Annotated in this window: 14 protein-coding genes and 1 tRNA gene; 2 read left to right on the top strand and 13 right to left on the bottom strand. The window is 64.7% G+C overall.

All coding sequences use genetic code 11. The features are described 5' to 3' along the window. Nucleotides 1–196 precede the first annotated feature (196 nt). From WBQ44_RS21675 to WBQ44_RS21640, 8 genes are all read right to left on the bottom strand, one after another. The gene (locus WBQ44_RS21675) at nucleotides 197–3,940 is read right to left on the bottom strand and encodes a translation initiation factor IF-2 N-terminal domain-containing protein (protein WP_495568725.1); all 3,744 of its coding nucleotides are present in this window, start codon (nucleotides 3,938–3,940) and stop codon (nucleotides 197–199) included. Nucleotides 3,941–4,445: 505 nt separating this feature from the next. After that, nucleotides 4,446–4,859 (bottom strand): nucleoside-diphosphate kinase, encoded by a 414-nt coding sequence (ndk, locus tag WBQ44_RS21670; protein WP_495568724.1) that lies wholly within the window; start codon nucleotides 4,857–4,859, stop codon nucleotides 4,446–4,448. Nucleotides 4,860–4,931: 72 nt separating this feature from the next. Beyond that, on the bottom strand, nucleotides 4,932–5,372 hold the full coding sequence (locus WBQ44_RS21665; RefSeq protein ID WP_495568723.1) for a DUF4233 domain-containing protein: 441 nt from the start codon (nucleotides 5,370–5,372) through the stop codon (nucleotides 4,932–4,934). Then, on the bottom strand, nucleotides 5,369–6,790 hold the full coding sequence (gene folC / locus WBQ44_RS21660) for a bifunctional tetrahydrofolate synthase/dihydrofolate synthase (protein WP_495568722.1): 1,422 nt from the start codon (nucleotides 6,788–6,790) through the stop codon (nucleotides 5,369–5,371). Before folC ends, WBQ44_RS21665 begins: the two co-directional genes overlap by 4 nt. Then, nucleotides 6,787–9,492 carry a valine--tRNA ligase gene (locus WBQ44_RS21655; RefSeq protein WP_495568721.1) on the bottom strand — a complete coding sequence of 902 codons (2,706 nt, stop codon included), beginning with the start codon at nucleotides 9,490–9,492 and terminating at the stop codon, nucleotides 6,787–6,789. Before WBQ44_RS21655 ends, folC begins: the two co-directional genes overlap by 4 nt. A 56-nt stretch (nucleotides 9,493–9,548) precedes the next feature. Further along, nucleotides 9,549–11,555: a S9 family peptidase gene (locus WBQ44_RS21650; protein WP_495568720.1), complete on the bottom strand. Its 2,007-nt coding sequence runs from the start codon at nucleotides 11,553–11,555 to the stop codon at nucleotides 9,549–9,551. A 42-nt stretch (nucleotides 11,556–11,597) separates the two neighbouring features. Continuing rightward, entirely contained in the window at nucleotides 11,598–12,383 is a 786-nt protein-coding gene (locus WBQ44_RS21645) for a SigB/SigF/SigG family RNA polymerase sigma factor (RefSeq protein ID WP_495568719.1), read from the bottom strand. Continuing rightward, on the bottom strand, nucleotides 12,383–12,805 hold the full coding sequence (locus tag WBQ44_RS21640) for an ATP-binding protein (protein WP_495568718.1): 423 nt from the start codon (nucleotides 12,803–12,805) through the stop codon (nucleotides 12,383–12,385). Before WBQ44_RS21640 ends, WBQ44_RS21645 begins: the two co-directional genes overlap by 1 nt. Nucleotides 12,806–13,091: 286 nt before the next feature. On the opposite strand from WBQ44_RS21640, the gene malQ reads away from it, so the two are divergent. Together malQ and fdhD are read left to right on the top strand one after the other, a co-directional pair. Further along, nucleotides 13,092–15,230 (top strand): 4-alpha-glucanotransferase, encoded by a 2,139-nt coding sequence (gene malQ, locus WBQ44_RS21635; protein WP_495568717.1) that lies wholly within the window; start codon nucleotides 13,092–13,094, stop codon nucleotides 15,228–15,230. Between the two features lie 7 nt (nucleotides 15,231–15,237). Beyond that, nucleotides 15,238–16,062, top strand: coding sequence for a formate dehydrogenase accessory sulfurtransferase FdhD (gene fdhD, locus WBQ44_RS21630; protein WP_495568716.1), 825 nt, complete (start codon nucleotides 15,238–15,240; stop codon nucleotides 16,060–16,062). A 98-nt stretch (nucleotides 16,063–16,160) separates the two neighbouring features. Here the strand turns inward: fdhD and clpX are convergent, their stop codons facing one another. The 5 genes from clpX to WBQ44_RS21605 all read right to left on the bottom strand — a co-directional run bounded on the left by clpX (nucleotide 16,161) and on the right by WBQ44_RS21605 (nucleotide 20,832). Next, nucleotides 16,161–17,441, bottom strand: a complete 1,281-nt coding sequence (gene clpX, locus WBQ44_RS21625) for an ATP-dependent Clp protease ATP-binding subunit ClpX (RefSeq protein WP_495568715.1) — start codon at nucleotides 17,439–17,441, stop codon at nucleotides 16,161–16,163. Nucleotides 17,442–17,828: 387 nt separating this feature from the next. After that, entirely contained in the window at nucleotides 17,829–18,470 is a 642-nt protein-coding gene (locus tag WBQ44_RS21620) for an ATP-dependent Clp protease proteolytic subunit (RefSeq protein WP_008715342.1), read from the bottom strand. Between the two features lie 48 nt (nucleotides 18,471–18,518). Next, entirely contained in the window at nucleotides 18,519–19,169 is a 651-nt protein-coding gene (locus WBQ44_RS21615; RefSeq protein ID WP_495568714.1) for an ATP-dependent Clp protease proteolytic subunit, read from the bottom strand. Between the two features lie 82 nt (nucleotides 19,170–19,251). Next, nucleotides 19,252–20,628 carry a trigger factor gene (tig, locus tag WBQ44_RS21610; protein WP_495568713.1) on the bottom strand — a complete coding sequence of 459 codons (1,377 nt, stop codon included), beginning with the start codon at nucleotides 20,626–20,628 and terminating at the stop codon, nucleotides 19,252–19,254. Nucleotides 20,629–20,758: 130 nt separating this feature from the next. Beyond that, nucleotides 20,759–20,832 (bottom strand) — tRNA-Pro (locus WBQ44_RS21605). Nucleotides 20,833–21,081: the final 249 nt, after the last annotated feature.

Genomic DNA, 21,081 nt, shown 5'->3' with positions numbered 1-21,081 from the left:
GCGTTGCCCACGGCAACACGACTGGTCTGATCTAGCTTGTTTCTTGCTTCCGGACTGCACACTCACCTCGCACCAAGCCGAGGCTCGATACTCGAACACGGCGTGCACAAGACACAGCTGAGTGGCGTCACCGGGAGCGACTTATCAAGGTTACGGCAGACGGGCGGCCAAAATCAAACCGCCCGTCGGCCGCCACCTATGCGTCTACCGGTGGGCCTGCCGGGCGAGCCGCAGCGCGACGTCGTCGCGGCTTGGTGACGGGTGCTTCGTCGACGACGTCAGCCGCTTCCGGGTGGGCGAACGCCGGAACGGTGATGGGCGCGGCTTCGATCTCGGCCTGGGTCGGCTCACTACCGTCCGATGTCGCGGGAATCACCAATACAGTTCCTGCATCGGGGGTTTCCGCGGTGGGCGCTGCCGCCTTGCGCGCAACCCGGCGGCCGCGACGAGCCTTCACAACAGGCTCAGCCGGTTCCACGTACTGGACAGCTTCTGCTGTCTCGACCGTTTCTGCCGTCTCCGCGGGTCCTGCTGTCCCGACGGGGACAACCGGCTCCGAAGCAGCTTCGGGAACCACCGGGCTATCGGCGACCGCACCGTCCGGGGCCGCGGCCGGGTCGGCCGATGTGGCTGCTATGGCCGGTGTGGCTTCGTCGACGACGGTGGACGCTGCAGGCCTAGACGCCTTGCGACGCCCGCCTCTGCCGCCGCGTCGCGACGACCCGTTGGAGTCCGACTCCACCTCGCGGGCCACAGCGTCACCGCCGGCGGCGGCCGCGCTGTCCTGCCCGTTCGTTTGTCTGCCCTGTGCTGCCGCAACCTCGGCTGCGTCGATCACCTTCGGCCCGGACTCATGAGATCCGTCGGCGGCCGCTGCGTTGTCCACCACGTCGGCGGGCGTCACGTCGTCGACGACGTCATCGTGGTGCGCGGCCATCGCCAAGGCCACGGGATGCGCTCGCTTGACGGACGGATCGGGCACGTGCTCGTTCGGATCGGCCGGAGCTGATCCGGTGCCCTGATCGGCCTTGTCACGCCCGCGACGCTTGCGCTGCGAACTCGAGTCTGCACGCGAGGAACCCGAACGCGAACCGTCGTCCGGCTTGCTCTCGACGGGGTACGGATGAACGATGATGCCCCGGCCCTGGCAGTGCTCGCAGTTGGTCGAGAATGCCTCAACCAAGCCCGTGCCGAGCTTCTTCCGGGTCATCTGGACCAACCCGAGGGACGTGACTTCGGAAACCTGGTGGCGGGTGCGGTCTCGTCCCAGCGCCTCGGTGAGGCGACGCAGGACGAGGTCACGGTTCGACTCGAGAACCATGTCGATGAAGTCGACCACGATCATGCCGCCGATGTCGCGCAGACGCATCTGACGAACCACCTCTTCGGCGGCCTCGAGGTTGTTGCGCGTGACTGTCTCTTCGAGGTTGCCGCCGGCTCCGGTGAACTTGCCCGTGTTGACGTCGACGACGGTCATCGCTTCGGTGCGGTCGATGACGAGTGTTCCACCCGACGGCAGCCAGACCTTGCGATCGAGCGCCTTGGCCAACTGCTCGTCGATGCGGTGCGCCTCGAACACGTCGGGCTTACCCGGCTCCGAGACGTGGCGTTCGAGCTTCGGAAGCATGTCCGCTGCAACGGTCTCGATGTAGTTGGAGGTGGTTGTCCACGACTTCTCGCCCTCGATGACGAGCTTGACGAAGTCCTCGTTGAACAGATCGCGAATGACCTTGACGAGCATGTCGGGCTCTTCGTACAGCGCCTGAGGCTGGCTTCCCTTGCCGGACTCCGCCTTTGCAGACGCTTCCTCGATGGTGGCCCACTGCGCCTGCAGCCGGGTCACATCGCGGGCGAGCTCCTCTTCGCTGACACCCTCTGCAGCAGTGCGGATGATGACGCCGGCCTCGGGAGGCACGATCTCGCGCAGGATCTCCTTGAGACGTTTGCGCTCGGTGTCGGGCAGCTTGCGACTGATGCCGGTCGAACTGCCACCCGGCACGTAGACGAGGTAGCGGCCGGCCAGCGACAGCTGTGTGGTGAGTCGGGCGCCCTTGTGTCCGACGGGATCCTTGCTCACCTGAACCAGGACCTGGTCACCGGGCTTGAGCGCCTGTTCGATCTTGCGGGAATTGCCACCGAGGCCCGCGGCGTCCCAATTGACCTCACCGGCGTAGAGCACGCCGTTGCGGCCGCGGCCGATGTCGATGAACGCGGCCTCCATGCTCGGCAGCACGTTCTGAACGCGCCCGAGGTACACGTTGCCGACCATCGACGCCGACGCACTGCTGGTCACGAAGTGCTCGACGAGAACGCCGTCTTCGAGGACCGCGACCTGCGTCGTCTCGCCATGGTCCGGGAACGTCTTCTCACGTACGACCATGACGCGGTCGACGGATTCGCGGCGCGCGAGGAACTCGGATTCGGTCAGGATCGGTGGGCGCCGACGTCCGGCGTCACGTCCGTCGCGGCGACGCTGACGCTTGGCCTCGAGCCGGGTCGACCCGGTGATGCCCTGGACCTCGTCCTTGCTACGCGACTTGCTGCGGGGTTCACGTTCATGAACAACCGTGTTGGGCGGGTCGTCCTCGGACGCGGTGCCGTCCGACGTGGCTTCGCCGGTGCTACGGCGACGACGGCGACGACGGCGGCGGCGACTGGAGCCGTCGGAACCGTCCTGGTCATCGTCGTCGGAGTCGTCCGCGGACGACTCGGCTCCCGAGTCGCCGGTGTCGGAGTCCGCGTCGGTCGCCGTCGACTGCTCGTCGTCGCTCTGGTCGGCCGACTTGGATCCACCGCGGGATCGGCTGCGTCGCCGCGACCGCCGTTCGTTGGTCGGCTTCTCGTCCGCCGAGTCGGTGCCCTCGGTTTCGGACCCATCGGTGTCGGACTCACCGGTGTCGGACTCATCGGTGTCGGACTCACCGGTGTCGGACTCACCGGCGTCGGTGCCTGCCGAATCCGCATCGACAGAGCGATCGTCCGTGGCGTCGACGTCGTTGTTGGTCGAATCTACGTCGTTGTCCACTGAATCACCATCGCCCGAATCGTCCGATTCGTCGTCGGTATTGCTGTCGTTCGACTGGTCACCGCGTCCGCGGCCGCGGCCACGGCGTCCCCGCCTGCGCCGCCTCGGCTGCGACTGATCGTCGTCGCCGTCCGAAGTCGTGGAGTCCTCTTCGACGTCGGTGTTGCTGTCGTCGTCACGGTCGTCTTGGGCGTCGGTCTTGCGGCTCGTACGGTCGGGGGCGTCGGTGATCTCGGTCGGGGACGCCGACGCGGTGATCTCCACCGAGGTGTCACCGGCTGCGTCGTCGCCGGCCGAAGTGCTGACACCGGAAGTGCTGACATCCGAAGTACCTGTCGGTGCGGTCTTGCTGCCCGAAGTAGTCTGCGCTTCGGTACCGGTGTCTGCGGCCGGGCCTGCGGCTTTGCGGCTGCGGCGACGTGCACGTGGAGGCTCGGCTGCGACCTCGGGCTGCAGGAACAGCGGAGTGGCGGAGCGTGAGACGGGTGCTGGCGCGGCGGGAGACTCGACCGGAGGAGCTTCGAAGAGCGTCGACGCCTGCTCGGCATTCGCCGCAGGTGCACTCTCGGCCGAGGGCGCAGGGACCGACGAGGTCTCGGCGACCGGAGCGTCGGGCGCCTGCGTTTCCGGCACGTCCGCGTCCGCTACCTGCGACTCTTCGGGGGCGGTGAAGGCTGTGTGAACGGACTCGGCATCGACGCGGCCGAGACTCGACTGAGCGCTGCGCGCTTCGATTCCCAGCTCGCCCAGCTTCGCGAGCACCTGCTTGCTGGTGACCCCGATTATCTTTGCCAGCGCGTGTACGCGCAGGCGGTCGGGGAACGTGGGCTTCGGGCCGGCGGATGCGGCCTCGTCACCTGCCGAACTTCCCGTGTTCGAATTCTGTACATCTTCTGGCGGGGCTTGATCGGCCACGTATGTCTCCTTGGCCCCCGGGCGCGTCCACCTACCGAAGTGGGTGTGACGCGGCCACGCGAGGGCAACTCTTGTGTCCTGACGAAAGGTTTGACGTCAGTTCGTTCGGTCTCGCTCCGCACCCGGTGTATCGGCCACAGCGAGTGTCCGATGCGCCGAGCGCGGTGCCTGTCTGGATGGCTCTGGTGTCCTTCAGTCCGAGCGCCTGATCATCAAGCATGCCGGTGCGCTGGGGGTTTCCCCTCGCCTTCGGCTGCGATGACGGGCATCGGCCTGCGGGTGTCATCCGGTTGCTTCCACGCGGAACGCCACTGGAGTGCCGTTCCGTCCTGCGGGTCCCTCGAAGTACTACAAAACTTGTCGTCGGTGAAACTGAAACTGTGTAGGCAACCGCCACGAGTATCCCACACGATTCAGATGTGCCCGCCACACCTCCGAAAAAGCATCGTCGGCGGCGTGGCGGGCACAGATGGATCGGGGTCCCTGAAGGACGAGAAATCTCAGGTCAGCTCAGCCCGGGAAACCACAGTTCGATCTCGCGTCGGGCCGACTCGACGGAGTCCGAACCATGAACGAGGTTCTGCTGGCCGTCGAGGGCCAGATCCGCACGGATGGTGCCGGGGACGGCCTTCTCGACCGGGTCGGTGCCTCCCGCGATCTGTCGGAACGCCGCGATTGCGCGCGGCCCTTCCAGTACGGCAGCCACCACGGGTCCCGAGGTGATGAACTCGAGCAGGTCCGGGAAGAACGGTTTGCTCTCGTGCTCGGCGTAGTGGGCGGTGGCCGTCTCGGTGGAAACGGACTTGAGCTCGAGGGCGACGATGCTCAGTCCCTTCTTCTCGACTCGGCCGAGAATCTCCCCCACGAATCGGCGGGCTACTCCGTCTGGCTTGATAAGTACAAGGGTGCGCTCAGTCACGGTCACAGACAGTAGTGGACACCGCCGAACCCACAGCGGTCAGTGCCCGGGGCCGGACGGAAGAGGCCGAACTCAGTCTCGCTGACCGTGAAGCATCCCGCGCTCGATACGCCGGGTGATGTCTCTGCGTAAGTACAGCAGATAGGCCCAGACCGCCCCGAAAATCAGTCCGACGATGCCGATGGAGATGTGGAAAAAAACTCCGATCAGAACGAGCACCTGCAGAATCAGGTTGATCCGCATCGCCGCAGGCCTGCCCTGCATGCCTGCGGCGAGGATGAGCGCGACCGCAACACCGACGAGGTACAGGGTGGAGAACCACCCGAGGCCACCACCGACCGTGGCGACGACCGGCAGTGCGAGGAGCACGACGATCGCTTCGAGCACCAACGTTCCGGCGACCACGCCTCGGAAACCTTTCCACGGGTCATTGGTCGGCGGTCTGAACCTCGGCGCGTCGGCCTGCGGTCGATCGGACCGAGCCGGTTCGTCCTGCGAGTCGTCGAGGCTCATGTCGGTTCCTTTCCGAACAGGGTGCGCGCAGCGCCTGCCGTCACCACGGATCCCGTGACAACGACGCCCGCGCCGGACACCGCCTCACCCGGATCCGCGACTTCCTCGGCGAGTCCGATGGCAGTTTCCACAGCGTCGGTCAGTGTCGGAGCGACGACGACGCGTTCGTCACCGAATTTCGCGACGGCGATATTCGCGAGGTCTTCCACGTCCATTGCCCTCGGCGATCCGTTGTGTGTCACGACGATCTCGTCGAACACGGGCTCGAGCGCGGTCAACATCGCGTCGACGTCCTTGTCACCCATCACGCTGACCACGCCGACGAGTTTCCGGAAGTCGAATTCGTCCGCGAGCGTCGCGGCCAACGCTCGTGCGCCGTGTGGGTTGTGGGCGGCGTCGATGAACACCGTCGGCGCGTTGCGTACGCGCTCGAATCGGCCGGGGTTCACGATCGACGCGAACGCGGCGCGGACGAGGTCCGCATCGAGCTGTCGGTCGGCACCCGCACCGAAGAACGCCTCCACCGCGGCGAGGGCCAGCGACGCGTTGTGTGCCTGATGCTCGCCGTGCAGCGGCAGGAAAATGTCGGTGTAGACGCCCCCGAGCCCCTGCAGTTCGATCTGCTGACCACCGACGGCGATACGCCGAGCGAGGACCCGGAATTCCGATCCCTGACGCGCAACGGCAGCGTCGGCTTCGACAGCTGCGCGAAGAAGGACGTCCGCTACTTCGGGTTTCTGTTCGGCGAGGACGGCGACGGTGTCACGCGGCACGAGCGACTCCGGCGCCTTCTTGATGATTCCGGCCTTCTCTGCCGCGATCCCCGCTAGATCCGAGCCGAGGAATTCCACGTGGTCGATGTCGATGGGCGTCACGACCGCAACTTCACCGTCGACGACATTGGTTGCATCCCAACGACCCCCGAGGCCCACCTCGACGACCGCGACCTCGACAGGCGCCTCCGCGAACGCCGCGAAGGCCATCGCCGTCGTCACCTCGAACTTGCTCATCCGCGGACCACCGGCCGCCTCGGACTGCGCATCGATCATGTCGACGAACGGGGCGATCTCGTTGTAGGTGTCGACGTAGAGGCGCGGCGAGATCGGGCGGCCGTCGATACTGATCCGCTCGGTCGCCAGTTGCAGGTGCGGGCTCGTCGTGCGGCCGGTGCGGCGATGAAAGTGCGTCAACAACGCGTCGATCATGCGCGTCACCGACGTCTTGCCGTTCGTTCCAGCGACGTGAATCGACGGGTACGCCTTCTGCGGCGAGCCGAGCAAATCCATCAGCGCAGCGATTCGCGCTGTGCTCGGCTCGATTTTCGTTTCCGGCCAACGCTTGTCGAGTTCCGCTTCGACCAACGCCAGTTCGGCGAGGTCGACCGGTCCCGGATCGGACGCTGCGGCGGGGCCACTCATTGTTGCCCCATCGCTTCGAGCCGAGAAGTGATGCGAGCGATTTCTTCCTGCGCGATCTGCTGACGCGATTTGATCTTGTCCACCACAGCGTCGGGCGCTTTGGCCAAGAATGCCTCGTTGCCCAGTTTGGCGGTGGTCTGCGCCAGTTCCTTCTCCGCAGCAGCGAGATCCTTGACCAGTCGGGCTCGCTCGGCAACGAGGTCGACCGTTCCGGAGGTATCCAGCTCGACGGTGACCGTCGCGGCCGACAGACGCACTTCCACCGAAGCCGTGGCGTCGAAGTTCTCCGACGGTTCCGTCAGGCGTGCAAGTGATCGGACCGCCGGTATCTGTGCGGCCAGGTCTGCTCGATCGACGCCGATCATCTTGGCGGCCACCTTCTGCGACGGCTTAAGACCCTGATCGCTGCGAAAGCGTCGCACTTCGGTGACGAGCTTCTGCATGTCGTCGATGCGCTGCGCGGCAATCGAATCCGCGTCCGCGCCGGACGACTTCGGCCAGGATGCGACGACGATCGACTCGCCGCCCGTCAGTACCTTCCACAGTGTTTCCGTGACGAACGGAACGACCGGGTGCAGCAATCTCAACAGGGCGTCGAGCACGTTGCCGAGAACCCCACGGGTGGCCTCCGCTTGCGTCTCGTCGGCGAATTGCACCTTGGCGATCTCGAGGTACCAGTCGCACACCTCGTCCCACGCGAAGTGGTACAACGCCTCGCAGGCCTTGCTGAACTCGTAGCGGTCGAAGGCCGTATCCACTTCGGCGCGAACATGATCGAGCCGGTCGAGGATCCAGCGGTCGGCATCGGTGAGCGTTGATCGCGCTGGAAGTTCGGCGGGCGCGGCGCCGTTCATCAATGCGAACTTCGTGGCGTTGAACAGTTTGTTCGCGAAATTGCGTGAAGACTGCGCGTGATCTTCACCGACGGAGAGATCGGCACCCGGGTTGGCGCCGCGCGCCAGGGTGAAGCGCAACGCATCGGCACCGAAGCGGTCGACCCAGTCCAGCGGGTCGATCCCGTTGCCCCGAGACTTCGACATCTTCTTGCCGAACTGATCGCGCACGAGCCCGTGCAGGAATATGTCTCGGAACGGCACCTGTCCGCCGTTCTCGCCGGCGGTCACGGACGCGTCGTCTGCGACGTACGTTCCGAACATCATCATGCGAGCAACCCAGAAGAACAGGATGTCGTAGCCCGTGACCAGAACCGAGGTCGGGTAGAACTTCGCCAGTTCGTCGGTCGCGTCCGGCCAGCCCATGGTGGAGAACGGCCACAGCCCGGACGAGAACCAGGTGTCCAGAACGTCGGGATCCTGCACCCATCCCTCCGGCGGAGTCTCATCGGGGCCGAGACACACGGTCTCGCCGTCGGGTCCGTACCAGATCGGGATGCGATGACCCCACCACAGCTGACGCGAAATGCACCAGTCGTGCATGTCGTCGACCCAGGCGAACCAGCGCGGTTCCTGGCTCGTGGGATGGATGACGGTGTCGCCGCTGCGGACGGCGTCGCCCGCAGCCTTCGCCAGTCCGTCGACTTTGACCCACCACTGCAACGACAGGCGCGGCTCGATGGATTCTCCGCTGCGCTCGGAATGACCGACGCTGTGCAGGTACGGCCGCTTCTCGGCCACGACGCGCCCCTGCTCGGACAACGCCTCCCGGATGGCTACGCGCGCTTCGAAGCGGTCGAGTCCGTCGAATTGCGTTCCGCTGTCGGCGATCCGACCCGCCTTGTCCATGATGGTCGGCATCGGCAGGTTGTGACGCACCCCCATCTCGAAGTCGTTGGGGTCGTGCGCGGGCGTGATCTTCACTGCGCCCGTGCCGAATTCGGGGTCGACATACGGATCGGCGATGACCGGAATTCGACGGCCCGTCAGCGGGAGTTCGAGAGTGGTGCCTACCAGGTGTGCGTAGCGCCCGTCGTCCGGATGAACGGCCACGGCGGTGTCACCGAGCATCGTCTCCACACGTGTGGTGGCGACGACGACGTGCGGCTCGTCGTCGTCGAGCGAACCGTAACGGAGCGAGACCAGTTCGCCTTCGACGTCCTCGAATTTGACCTCGATATCAGAGATGGCGGTCTGCAGAACCGGCGACCAGTTGACCAGACGCTCGGCTCGATAGATGAGGCCGTCGTCGTACATACGCTTGAACATCGTCTGCACGGCGTGTGACAGCCCGTCGTCCATGGTGAATCGCTCGCGGCTCCAGTCGACGCCATCACCGATACGGCGCATCTGCCCGCCGATGGTGCCGCCGGATTCACGCTTCCACTCCCAGACCTTCTCGATGAACGCCTCGCGACCGAAGTCTTCCTTCTTCTTGCCGTCCGCGGCGAGCTTCTTCTCGACCAGTGTCTGTGTCGCGATTCCGGCGTGGTCCATACCCGGGAGCCAGAGCACCTCGAAGCCCAGCATCCGCTTGCGGCGGCTGAGCGCGTCCATCAACGTGTGGTCGAGCGCGTGCCCCATGTGCAGACTGCCCGTGACGTTGGGCGGCGGAAGCACGATCGAGTACGGCGGCTTTTCGCTCGTCGGATCGGCTTCGAAGTAACCGGCGTCGACCCAGCCCTGGTACAGCTCCGCTTCGACTGCACTCGGGTCCCAGCTCTTCGGCAACTCGTTCGGGTCGCCATGCCGGCTGCGCTCGCGTGCCTCGGCTGGATCGTCTGGGGTCTCTGGCGCTGAACTGGTCACCGGTCGATTCTAGTGGTCGACTCCGGACGCCCCGACACGCCCTTTTCGATGGACACTCAGCCGAGTGACTCCGGCAGTGCGACCGTCTCACCGCGGACGTGTTCGGACAGGAAGGCGAAGACGACCTGGTACCAGACTTTGGCGTGCTGAGGCGAGAGCACCCAGTGGTTCTCCGACGGGAACATCAGCATGCGGTGGTCGCTGCGGCCCTCGCCGTCGGCAGGCAGGCCCGACTCGCTGAGCAGCTCGAACCACAGTCGCAGCCCTTCGCCCACCGGTACCCGATAGTCCTTGTCGCCGTGGATGACGAGCATCGGAGTGACGATGTCCGCCACGTACAGGTGCGGTGAGTTCTCCACCGCCATCTCAGGGGTCATCTCCCGCTGCCAGTAGTACGCGGCGTCGGTGGTCGGCCCGAATTGATCCAGTGCCCACAGGCCGGCATGGGTGACGATCGCGTCGAAGCGGTCGGTGTGACCGGCAATCCAGTTGGCCATGTATCCGCCGAACGACCCACCCATGGCAGCCGTACGGGCACCGTCGACATACGGGAGTTCTTCGGCGGTGTCGGTGATCGCCATCAGATCGTTGAAGGGTTCTCTCCCCCAGCGTCCCCAGCCCCGCTGGACGAAGTCCTGGCCGTAGCCGGTGGACAAAGCGGGGTCGGGCAACAGAACCGCGTAACCCCGTGCCACGAGAAGCCACGGGTTCCATCGCCACGACCAGGTGTTCCACGAGCTGAGAGGTCCGCCGTGAATCCAGAGAAGCAGGGGTGCCGTGTTTTCCTCGGACGCGGAGGACGGAAGCGCGAGCCACGCCCTGACGCGGCGTCCGTCCTGGGCTACCGTGTCGATCTCGGTAAGCGTGCCCGGCAGTAGCGGCTGTTCGACCGGCGAAGGCAGCGCCCGCACCTCGCCGGTGCCGAGGTCGATGCGCACCGGACGAGGCGGGTGCGCGTAGGACGCTTCGAGTGCGAACACCGAGCCGTCGGCGCCGGCGTGCACGTGTGAATAGGCGCTGTCGGCATTCGTCAGCCGGCGTGTGACACCGTCGCGGACGAGGAAGACGGGCGCTCGACCGTTCTCGTCGGCGACGACGAGGACACCGCTACCGTCGCGAAGCCACACGGGCGTCATCGGCCACAGATCCCAGCCCGGGGCTGCGTCCGACACCGAGCCGTCGCGGAACGAGTACAGCTGCAGCGTTATTCGCGGGGACTCGTCGGGTGTGGAATGCGTTTCGCGGACGAACGCGACGGTGCGGCCGTCGGGCGCGATTGCCGGTGAGCCGAAATCTGCATCCTCGTCATCGACGAGGACGGTGCGTTCACCGGAAACGATGTCGATGCGTACGAGTACGGTCCGTGACGTGGCGAGCTCACCGCACACCGTCCACGTCGATACGACGAACGAACCGTCGGCGTCGATGTCGTAAGACGCGTCTTTCAGCGCTCCGCCTGCAGCGGGAGTGACGCGCTGAATCGCACCGACACCTGATGTGTCGGTCGCCGAGCCGGAGAACAGGTGCGGCGTGGCAGGGCCGAGGTCGTGATCCCAGTACCGCACCGGATAACCGGTGTGTAGGACAGCGTCGATCTTGCCGTCCTTGCGCGCCGACCGGATGCGCTCGTCGGCTTCCTCGGTGGCCGCCGACCGATGGACGGCCGACGATGCCACGAACGTGGCCGATCGCGAGGCTGTTCGGAGCCCCTCGAAGCCGGCACCGCGCTCGGCGATGACGTGCGCTTCACCGCTCGTGCGCGGAAGCGCCCAGATCGCTGAGGTGTCGTCCACGGCAGCGCGGCGCAGGAAGAGAAGGTCTCCCGATGCGGTGAACACCGGATCGCTCGCACCGCCGCCGCTCCACGTCAACCGCCGCGCAGGGTCGGTGCCCGTCACATCGACGTCCCACAGAGCCGGGACATACTTCGCGGCGTCCTCGTCGAGTTCCGAGACCACGACCACGACGCGCGCGCCGTCCGGCGACGCAGCGAGCGCGGTCACCCGGGGAGCAGCGACGTACGCGTCGAGGTCGTCGAAGATGTCGGTCGGCGTGTGTGTCACGGGCAACGCTCCTGAGGTTCGTTCGACGGTCCGACGGTGACGTCAGCTCGCGCCGAGATCCTCACGCAGAGTCGCCAGCGTCCGGGACAGGATACGAGAGACGTGCATCTGCGAGATACCCATACGCTCGGCGATCTGCGTCTGCGTCATGGAACCGAAGAACCGAAGAATCACGATCTGCCGCTCGCGCTCCGGCAGCTTCTCGAGAGCGGGCCGAACCGTCAGATAGCTTTCCATCTTCTCGAGCTCGGGATCGTCCGCACCGAGCGTGTCCATCAGCGGGAGCCGATCATCGCTGACCACCGAGTCGACGGACACCGTCTGATAGGCACTGCGCGCGAGCAGCGCCTGCGATGCCTCCTTGACGTCGATATCGAGCTCCGCGGCGATCTCGCTGGCGGTCGGTGCGCGACCGAGCTTCTGAGACAACGTCCCTACCGCGCCGGAAATCATCGAGTTGAGTTCTTTCATCCGACGCGGCACGCGTACGGACCATCCGGCATCGCGGAAGTAGCGTCGAGCCTCGCCCATGATCGTGGGGACAGCGAACGACACGAAATCGGACCCGCGTTCGATGTCGAACCTGTCGACCGCGTTCACCAGACCCAGCCGCGCGACCTGCAGCAGGTCCTCGTGAGCTTCGCCCCTACCACCGAACCGGCGAGCGATGTGTTCGGCGAGCGGAAGGCAACGGGTGATGATGCGGTCGCGCAGAACCTGACGTTGGGGGGAGTCCGCGGGCAGTGCCTGCATCTCCTGGATGAGGGGTACTACTTCGCTGTAGTCGTCCGATTGACGCCGCGTGGATCTTTCGTACGGCACGGGCACTAGATGTTGCTCCTCCGCTTGACCACGTCCACTGCGACACTCGATCCCCCGTCGACCGAAGACGCACTCAGTGCGATCGAGTCGGTCAGCGTCTGCAGCACGTGCCAACCGAAGCTGTCCGACTTGGGTACGTGGCCATCCTGGACCATCGACGTGGTGGTGATGCGCATCGCCGTGTCACCGACCACGAACGAGCAGCTGAGCTCTGCGCCGACGACCGCTCCCGCGATCAGTTCCGAGCACACCTCGTCGACCACGAGTTTGATGTCGGCGATGTCGTCGAGCGTGAAATCTCCGAGCACTGCCAACGTTTCGGCAACTGCACGAACGACCGGCAACTGATCGGCATCGGCAATCACCCGTAGCTCGACCGGTGCGCCGGAATTTCGTTCCAGCTCTTCGATCTTGCCAACGAAAGTCATTCGCGCTCCCTATCCGTTGTTCTGGGCGGATCCTGCGTTCCACGAAATTCGGCAGCCACTCGAAGGTGACGGGCGAACGTCGACGAATCAGTGATGCCGAGGCAGCAGCCGGCCTGCCCTGGCCGCGATCAGAGTACCCGGGGCAACCGAGTTCAATCTCGGCGCTCCCGCAGTTGCCGGGTGGGCCTCGCGATCGCCGCCCGGCTTCGACGAACCGGGGAAGAACAGGCGGTGTCCTTGCCCGCTACCGGGTGACGGAACCGACCGCTGCTGGCACGATCGGAGTGTGAACTACACAACGCAGTTGCGAGAGCTCGCTCGGAGATGCGGAGTCTCGACGTCCTACCGTGGCTGGGACCAGACCGAGAACGATGTATCGGATACGACCCTGCAACGAATCCTGCGTGCTCGCGGGATCGAGGCCGACACCGATGCGGCAGTGTCGGAGTCACTCGCCGATCTCGACGAGGCGCCGTGGCGGCGCATGCTTCCGCCCGTGGTGGTCGCTGTCGAAGGCGACGACGGAACAGTCAGTGTCCATGTGCCGCACGGTGATCCAGTGTCCGTGCACGTCACGACGGAAGACGGCGAACATCGGCCGCTCGAACAGCTGGGCGTCTGGACCGACCCCCGCGAAATCGACGGTGCGCTCGTGGGCCGGGCCACATTCGCCGTTCCCACCGACTTGCCCACCGGTTGGCACACCATCACCGCGGAAAGTGCTCCCGACTCCATGCATCGAACTCGGTCCGAGTGCACGCTCGTGGTCACCCCTCGTCGCCTGTCCGCCAACGACGCACTCCTGGGTCGACAACGTACCGGTCTGCTCACCCAGCTCTATTCGATCCGATCCGATCGATCCTGGGGAGTCGGTGACTATGCCGACCTGGCGGACCTCGCCGCAGTGGCCGGCAGCACACACGGCTTCGACTACGTACTGGTCAATCCCCTGCACGCGCAGCAACCGGCGCCACCGGTCGAGGCGTCACCGTACCTGCCGACGACGCGACGCTTCTTCGACCCTATGTATATCCGGATAGAGGACATCACCGAAACCGCCTACCTTCCGCGCGATCAGTACGCGAAAGTACGAGACTCCGCACGTAATTTCTCCCGAGCGAACAAGCGAACGAAGCGCATCGAACGTGACCCGGCGTTCCGCTCGAAGCTGCGTGCCCTCAAACGCATTCACGGTGTTACCCGCTCACCCGCACGCGAGGCGGCGTTCGATGCGTTCTGTGCACGCGAAGGATCGGGACTCGACGATTTCGCGCTGTGGTGCGCCTTGGCCGAGAAGTTCGACCGCACGAGTGATGTGTGGAGCGAACGCGCCGCGCACCCCGACACAGATTTCGCGACCGAGTTCCGCGAGTCGGCCGCCGACAAGATCCACTTCTACAAGTGGTTGCAGTGGATCTGCGACGAGCAACTGGGCCGCGCCCAGGACGCCGCGCGACAGTCCGGTATGGACATCGGGATCGTCCACGATCTCGCCGTGGGAGTGCATCGACAGGGCGCGGACGCGTGGACGCTCGGCGACGCGCTGACATCCGGCGTGACCGTCGGCGCGCCGCCCGACAACTTCAACCAGCAGGGACAGAACTGGAATCAGCCGCCGTGGAACCCGGACAAGCTTCGGGAACTGGGCTATGCGCCCTACCGAGACATGCTGCGTACGGTGCTTCGCCACGCAGGCGGGGTTCGCGTCGATCACATTCTGGGTCTGTTCCGACTGTGGTGGATCCCGGAGGAGGCGGCGACACCCGGTGAGGGCGCGTACGTGCAGTACGACCACGAAGCTCTCATCGGAATTCTCGTCCTGGAGGCAGAGCGCGCAGGCGCGGTCGTCGTAGGCGAGGACCTCGGCGTCTTCGAACCCCAGGTCCAGGAATACCTGGGTGAGCGCGGCGTATTCGGCACGTCGATCCTGTGGTTCGAGAACGACGACGACGGACCGATCGCACCGGAGAAGTACCGCGAACTGTGCCTGACCTCGGTCACCACTCACGACCTGCCGCCCACCGCGGGATACCTGCGCGGCGAGCACATAGCTCTGCGTTCTCGGCTGGGCCTGCTCGAGCGTGATCTGGAGGCGGAGACGGAACAGGATGCTGCCGGACGGGAGGCAGTGCTCGACCTCGCCCGGGTACGCGGACTCCTTCCGGAAGGCGCGACCGAGAAAGAGACCGTCGAGGCGCTGTATCGGCTGGTTCGGAGAAGTCCGTCGGTTCTGTTGGGAGTAGCGCTCGTCGACGCGGTCGGCGAAAACCGAATCCAGAACCAGCCCGGCACCGACGAGACCCAGTACGAGAATTGGCGGGTACCCCTGGCCGATCACAGGGGCAAAGCGGTCTGGGTGGGTGACCTCGCCGATCACCCCCGCATGGTCTCCCTCGTGGCCGCGCTCGGGGACACGGACGCATAATTCTCGAATGGGACGAATAACCGCTCGGCGCCCGGTCGTCAGGATCCGAGGCCCGCACGAAACCTCTCGGCCCGACACACTCGTCGTCGAGGAGCCGCTCGAAATCCGTGTCGGCGGGACTGCGCTGGCAGTGACGATGCGAACACCCGGCCACGATGTCGAACTCGCGCATGGATTCCTACTGACGGAGGGCGTCATCGCGGGCCGCGAGGATATCTCGGTCGCACGATACTGCGACGGCGTCGACGACGAGGGAGCAAACACCTACAACGTCCTCGACATCACGCTCGCTCCGGGCGTCGCGCCGCCGGAGCCCGGGGTCGAGCGGAATTTCTACACGACATCCTCGTGCGGGGTCTGCGGGAAGGGCTCGCTCGACGCAGTTCGATTGAAGACTCGGCACTCCCCCGCGTCCGACGACGTCAGGGTGAAGGCCTCGGTTCTGGCCACTCTCCCCGGCACGTTGCGCGAGTCACAGAAGGTGTTCGACACCACCGGTGGTCTGCATGCGGCAGCACTGTTCGACCGTGACGGCCGGATGCTGGTACTTCGCGAAGATGTCGGCCGCCACAACGCGGTCGACAAAGTGGTCGGTTGGGCAACGGGCGAGGGACGAATTCCATTGCAGGGGACGGTGCTGATGGTCAGCGGCCGCGCATCCTTCGAACTGGCCCAGAAAGCTGTCATGGCAGGGATCCCCATCCTCGCGGCCGTCTCGGCACCGTCCTCGCTCGCGGTCGATCTGGCCGACGAGTCCGGCTTGACGGTGGTCGGCTTCCTCCGCGGCGAGAACATGAACCTCTACACGCATCCGCGCCGCATCGTTCGCTGAAACAACCTCACCTCGGCGCAGGGGTTATCATGCATGAGAAGACCCGGCCATCACACTCGATGGCCGGGTCTTTTCACGCGGACCTGCGGCGAACCGCGTCAGGCGGACTTGTCGCGCCGCTCGGGGCGTTCCGGCTTGCGCGGAACGATCGTCGGCAACACGTTGTCGTTGACCGTCTCCGACGTGACGACGACCTTGGCCACATCGTCGCGGCTCGGGATGTCGAACATCACCGGGTTGAGCACCTCTTCGAGGATGGCGCGTAGCCCACGAGCGCCGGTGCCGCGCAGAATCGCTTGATCGGCGATTGCTTCGAGCGCGTCCTTTGTGAACTCGAGCTCCACGTTGTCCATCTCGAACAACCGGCTGTACTGCTTGACCAAAGCGTTTTTGGGTTCCGACAGGATTGTGACCAAGGATTCCTTGTCCAAATTGGTCACCGAAGCGACAACCGGCAGCCGGCCGATGAACTCCGGAATAAGACCGAACTTGATCAGGTCCTCCGGCATAACGTCGGCGAAATGATCCTGCGTGTCGATCTCCGCCTTGGAACGCACCTCGGCACCGAAGCCGAGGCCGCGCTTACCGACCCGATCCGACACGATCTTCTCGAGACCGGCGAACGCACCTGCAACGATGAACAGCACGTTGGTGGTGTCGATCTGAATGAATTCCTGGTGCGGGTGCTTCCGCCCGCCCTGCGGCGGAACGCTGGCCTGTGTGCCCTCGAGGATCTTCAGCAGCGCCTGCTGCACGCCTTCACCGGACACGTCACGCGTGATCGACGGGTTCTCGCTCTTGCGGGCGATCTTGTCGACCTCGTCGATGTAAATGATGCCGGTTTCGGCGCGCTTGACATCGTAGTCCGCGGCCTGGATCAGCTTGAGAAGGATGTTCTCGACATCCTCGCCGACGTATCCGGCCTCGGTGAGCGCCGTCGCATCGGCAATGGCGAACGGGACGTTGAGCATCTTCGCGAGCGTCTGCGCGAGATACGTCTTGCCGCAACCGGTGGGGCCGAGCATGAGGATGTTGGATTTGGCGAGCTCGACGGTTTCCCCGCGGGCGTCTCGCGCCTTGTCGCCGGCCTGGATGCGCTTGTAGTGGTTGTAGACGGCCACCGCGAGGGTTCGCTTGGCGGTGTCCTGTCCGATCACGTAATTCTCGAGGAAGTCTCGAATCTCGGAGGGCTTCGGCAGATCGTCGAGCTTGACCTCACTCGACTCGGCCAGCTCCTCCTCGATGATCTCGTTGCACAGGTCGATGCACTCGTCGCAGATGTACACCCCTGGACCTGCAATGAGCTTCTTGACCTGCTTCTGGCTCTTGCCGCAGAAAGAGCATTTCAGCAGATCGCCACCGTCACCGATGCGTGCCATTCGGAGGTTCCTACTTCCTTGTCCGCGTCCGGCAGACCCACACCCGTATCGGGCGTCGGACTGCCGTGAGCAACTTCTCGATCACAGCATTCTCGAGTGCAGCGAGGTACCGCCTGCAACGTTGTGACGACCACACCACGTCGGCAGCCACCGCGTTCGAGCCCTGATGCGACCGTACCCGTGTTCTCGACGACACGGGCCAGTTGTTTCCGGTGATTCGCCGCCCGATTCGTAAATCGATGCCGATCGAGAGTCACCGTGTTCGTGTACTACCGCAATCGCAGCAAGTGCTTCGAAGCGTTACGGCATCGATGCCGAGCGCGGCACCGGGCGCGGAGTTCACCGCGCCCGGCACTGCAGACGGTCCTGCGACGATACCTGTCGGCACTACTTCTGTGCGGACAACTTGCGGTACTCGAAGACGGTGTCGATGATTCCGTAGTCTTTCGCCTGCTCGGCCGTCAGGATCTTGTCGCGATCGGTGTCCTTGCGGATGACGTCGGGATCCTTGCCCGTGTGGCGACCGAGGGTGGTCTCCATGAGGCGACGCATACGCTCGATCTCCGCGGCCTGAATTTCGAGGTCGGAGACCTGCCCCTGAATGCCACCGCTGGAAGGCTGGTGAATGAGGACACGGGCGTTGGGCAGTGCTGCACGCTTGCCGGGCGTTCCGGCGGCGAGCAGAACAGCAGCCGCAGAAGCAGCCTGACCGAGGCAGACGGTCGCGACGTCCGCACGCACGTACTGCATCGTGTCGTAAATGGCCATCAGCGACGTGAACGATCCGCCCGGCGAGTTGATGTACATCGTGATATCGCGATCGGGGTCGAGCCCTTCGAGCACCAAGAGCTGCGCCATAACGTCATTCGCAGACGCGTCGTCGACCTGTACGCCGAGGAAGATAATGCGCTCTTCGAACAGCTTGTTGTACGGGTTGGACTCTTTGACGCCGTAGCTGGAGTGCTCGACGAAGGACGGCAGGATGTACCGGGAGGACGGCAACTGGTTGGGATCGAACAGGTTGGTCATTCGTTTCTCCAAGAGGTGAGTGATCGTGGGGTGCGGCTGCCGGGCGATCTACTCGCCTACTCCGCCTGCCTGTCGTGCACGGGAGACAACGTGGTCCACGAAGCCGTACTCCTTGGCCGCTGCCGCCGTGAACCAGCGGTCACGGTCGGAGTCGGTGGTGATCTGTTCGACGGTCTGGCCGGTGTGCTGGGCGATGAGCTCGGCCATCTCGCGCTTTGTGTGGGCGAACTGCTCCGCCATGATGGCGATGTCGCTGGCGCTACCACCGATGCCCGCGGACGGCTGGTGCATCATGATGCGCGCGTGCGGGAGTGCGTAGCGCTTGCCCTTGGCGCCGGCCGAGAGCAGGAACTGGCCCATCGAGGCGGCCAGGCCCATGCCGTAGGTGGCGACGTCGCACTCGGCGAATTCCATCGTGTCGAAGATGGCCATTCCCGCGGTGACCGAGCCACCGGGCGAGTTGATGTAGAGCGAGATGTCGCGGGTCGGATCTTCAGCGGAGAGCAGAAGAATCTGCGCGCACAGCCTGTTGGCGATGTCATCGTCGACCTGAGTACCGAGGAAGATGATGCGCTCGCGAAGCAGCCGCTCGTACACCGAGTCGCTGAGATTCAGGCCGGAAGCGGCCGAAGTCATGACGGGACTCTGCTGGTGCGAAGCCGCCGGATTCTGAACAGTCACGGTACCTGCCTTTTCCATACTGATCGTTGGTTCCTGATACAGACACTAACGAAAGACGGCGGCCCCGGAGTCCCGGAACCGCCGTCGTTCGCTGTCAGCGTTACTTCTCTTGTTCACCCTCGGAAGAATCGCCTGCTGCAGGCTCTTCCTCGTCGGCGGGGCTTCCGAAGAGCTCGGTCGTGTCGATGGACGCACCGGCCGTGTCGGTCACCTTGACCCGGTCCACGACGGAGGCGAGAGCCTTGCCGCGACGGACATCGGCGAAGACCGCACCGAGCTGATTGGCTTGCTGCACCTGCTGGATGAAGTCTTCCGGCGACATGCCGTAGCGCTGCGCCTGGAAGATGATCCGTTCGGTGAGCTCGTCCTGGCCGACCTGAGTGTTCTCGGCTTCGGCGATGGCGTCGAGCAGCAACTGGGTGCGCACCGACTTCTCGGCCGTCTCTTTGACCTCGGTGTCGAACTCCTCGCGGCTCGAACCCTGAGCTTCGAGCAGCTCGGCGAACTTGGCCTCGTCGTGATCGAGTCCGTGAATGGCCTCGTGCACCTGCGAGTCGACCTCGGCCTTGACGACGGCGTCGGGCGCAGGGATCTCGACGGTCTCGAGAAGCGTCTCGAGCACCTTGTCGCGAATTTGGCCTGCCTGCTCCACCTTCTTGACACGCTCAACGCGAGTCTTCAGGTCGGCGAGGAGTTCGTCGAACGTATCGAACTCGCTGGCGAGCTGGGCGAACTCGTCGTCGGCCTCGGGAAGCTCACGTTCCTTGACGGACACGACGGTGACGGTGACGACGGCTTCCTTGCCCGCGAAATCGCCTGCGACGAGGGTCGAGGTGAAGTCCTTCGACTCGCCGGCAGACACTCCGACAATTGCCTCGTCCAGACCTTCGATGAGCTGGCCGGAACCGACCTCGTGCGACAAGCCGCTCGCGGTGGCTTCTTCGACGGTCTCACCGTCGACGGTTGCCGACAGGTCGATGGAGACGAAGTCGCCGCTCTGCACGGGGCGATCGACACCGGTGAGAGTTCCGAAGCGCTGACGCAGGGACTGCAGCTGCTCGTCGACTGCCTCGTCGGTGATCTCGAGGGGATCGACGGTGACCTCGATGGTCGAGTAGTCCGGGAGCGCGATTTCGGGGCGAATGTCGACCTCGGCGGTGAAGGTGAGTTCGTCGCCGTCCTCGATCTTGGTGATCTCGATGTCGGGCTGACCGATCACCTTGATCTTCTCGTTGGTGACAACCTCGGAGTATCGCGCCGGAAGAGCGTCGTTGACGACCTGCTCGAGCACTGCACCGCGACCCACGCGGGCTTCGAGAAGCTTGGCCGGAGCCTTGCCCGGGCGGAAGCCGGGCAGACGGATCTGCTGCGCGAGTGCCTTGTATGCGCGGTCGAAATCAGGCTTGAGCTCCTCGAAGGGCACCTCAACGTTGATACGGACTCGCGTCGGGCTGAGCTGCTCGACGGTGCTCTTCACGGGACATGCTCCTTCTGGTGGTCTTGCCTTGCGGTCGGTCCGATTCACCGGCACTGACGGTGAACCACTCGGGTAACTCGTCTGCACCCTGTGCAGAAGCCGGACCCATATAGGATCCGGCTTCTTCTTGTCGGGGTGACAGGAATTGAACCTGCGACCCTCCGCTCCCAAAGCGGATGCGCTACCAAGCTGCGCCACACCCCGTCACCACGCGAGCAGTTGCACCGAAACGGCGAAACCGTTCGAATCGATGAACCGACCTCGTTCAACCTACAGGCACCATTAGACAGCAGACGACTGCGGTACCTGCGAGCGGCCTACGCTCCCGTCCGTCGTGAACGGTACATGCAGGCGGTTTGTCATCTCCTTCGGAGATTATGTAGAGTTTCGAATCGCAAGCGACGGACACGGCGATCCCGTACTCGTCGCAGGCACGCCGATGTAGCTCAATGG

Origin of the sequence: Rhodococcus sp. (in: high G+C Gram-positive bacteria) (assembly GCF_049591685.1) — a bacterium.
Classification (GTDB): domain Bacteria; phylum Actinomycetota; class Actinomycetes; order Mycobacteriales; family Mycobacteriaceae; genus Rhodococcoides.
Note: the sequence above shows the minus strand (reverse complement) of the source record. Positions and strands in the feature narration are given on the sequence as shown.

Bases quoted from the DNA above. Each gene is read 5' to 3' on its own strand.
- WBQ44_RS21615 (WP_495568714.1), bottom strand. From the start codon at position 19,169: ATGGAAAAGGCAGGTACCGTGACTGTTCAGAATCCGGCGGCTTCGCAC.
- fdhD (WP_495568716.1), top strand. From the start codon at position 15,238: ATGGGACGAATAACCGCTCGGCGCCCGGTCGTCAGGATCCGAGGCCCG.
- folC (WP_495568722.1), bottom strand. From the start codon at position 6,790: ATGAGTGGCCCCGCCGCAGCGTCCGATCCGGGACCGGTCGACCTCGCC.
- WBQ44_RS21665 (WP_495568723.1), bottom strand. From the start codon at position 5,372: ATGAGCCTCGACGACTCGCAGGACGAACCGGCTCGGTCCGATCGACCG.
- WBQ44_RS21620 (WP_008715342.1), bottom strand. From the start codon at position 18,470: ATGACCAACCTGTTCGATCCCAACCAGTTGCCGTCCTCCCGGTACATC.
- clpX (WP_495568715.1), bottom strand. From the start codon at position 17,441: ATGGCACGCATCGGTGACGGTGGCGATCTGCTGAAATGCTCTTTCTGC.
- WBQ44_RS21640 (WP_495568718.1), bottom strand. From the start codon at position 12,805: ATGACTTTCGTTGGCAAGATCGAAGAGCTGGAACGAAATTCCGGCGCA.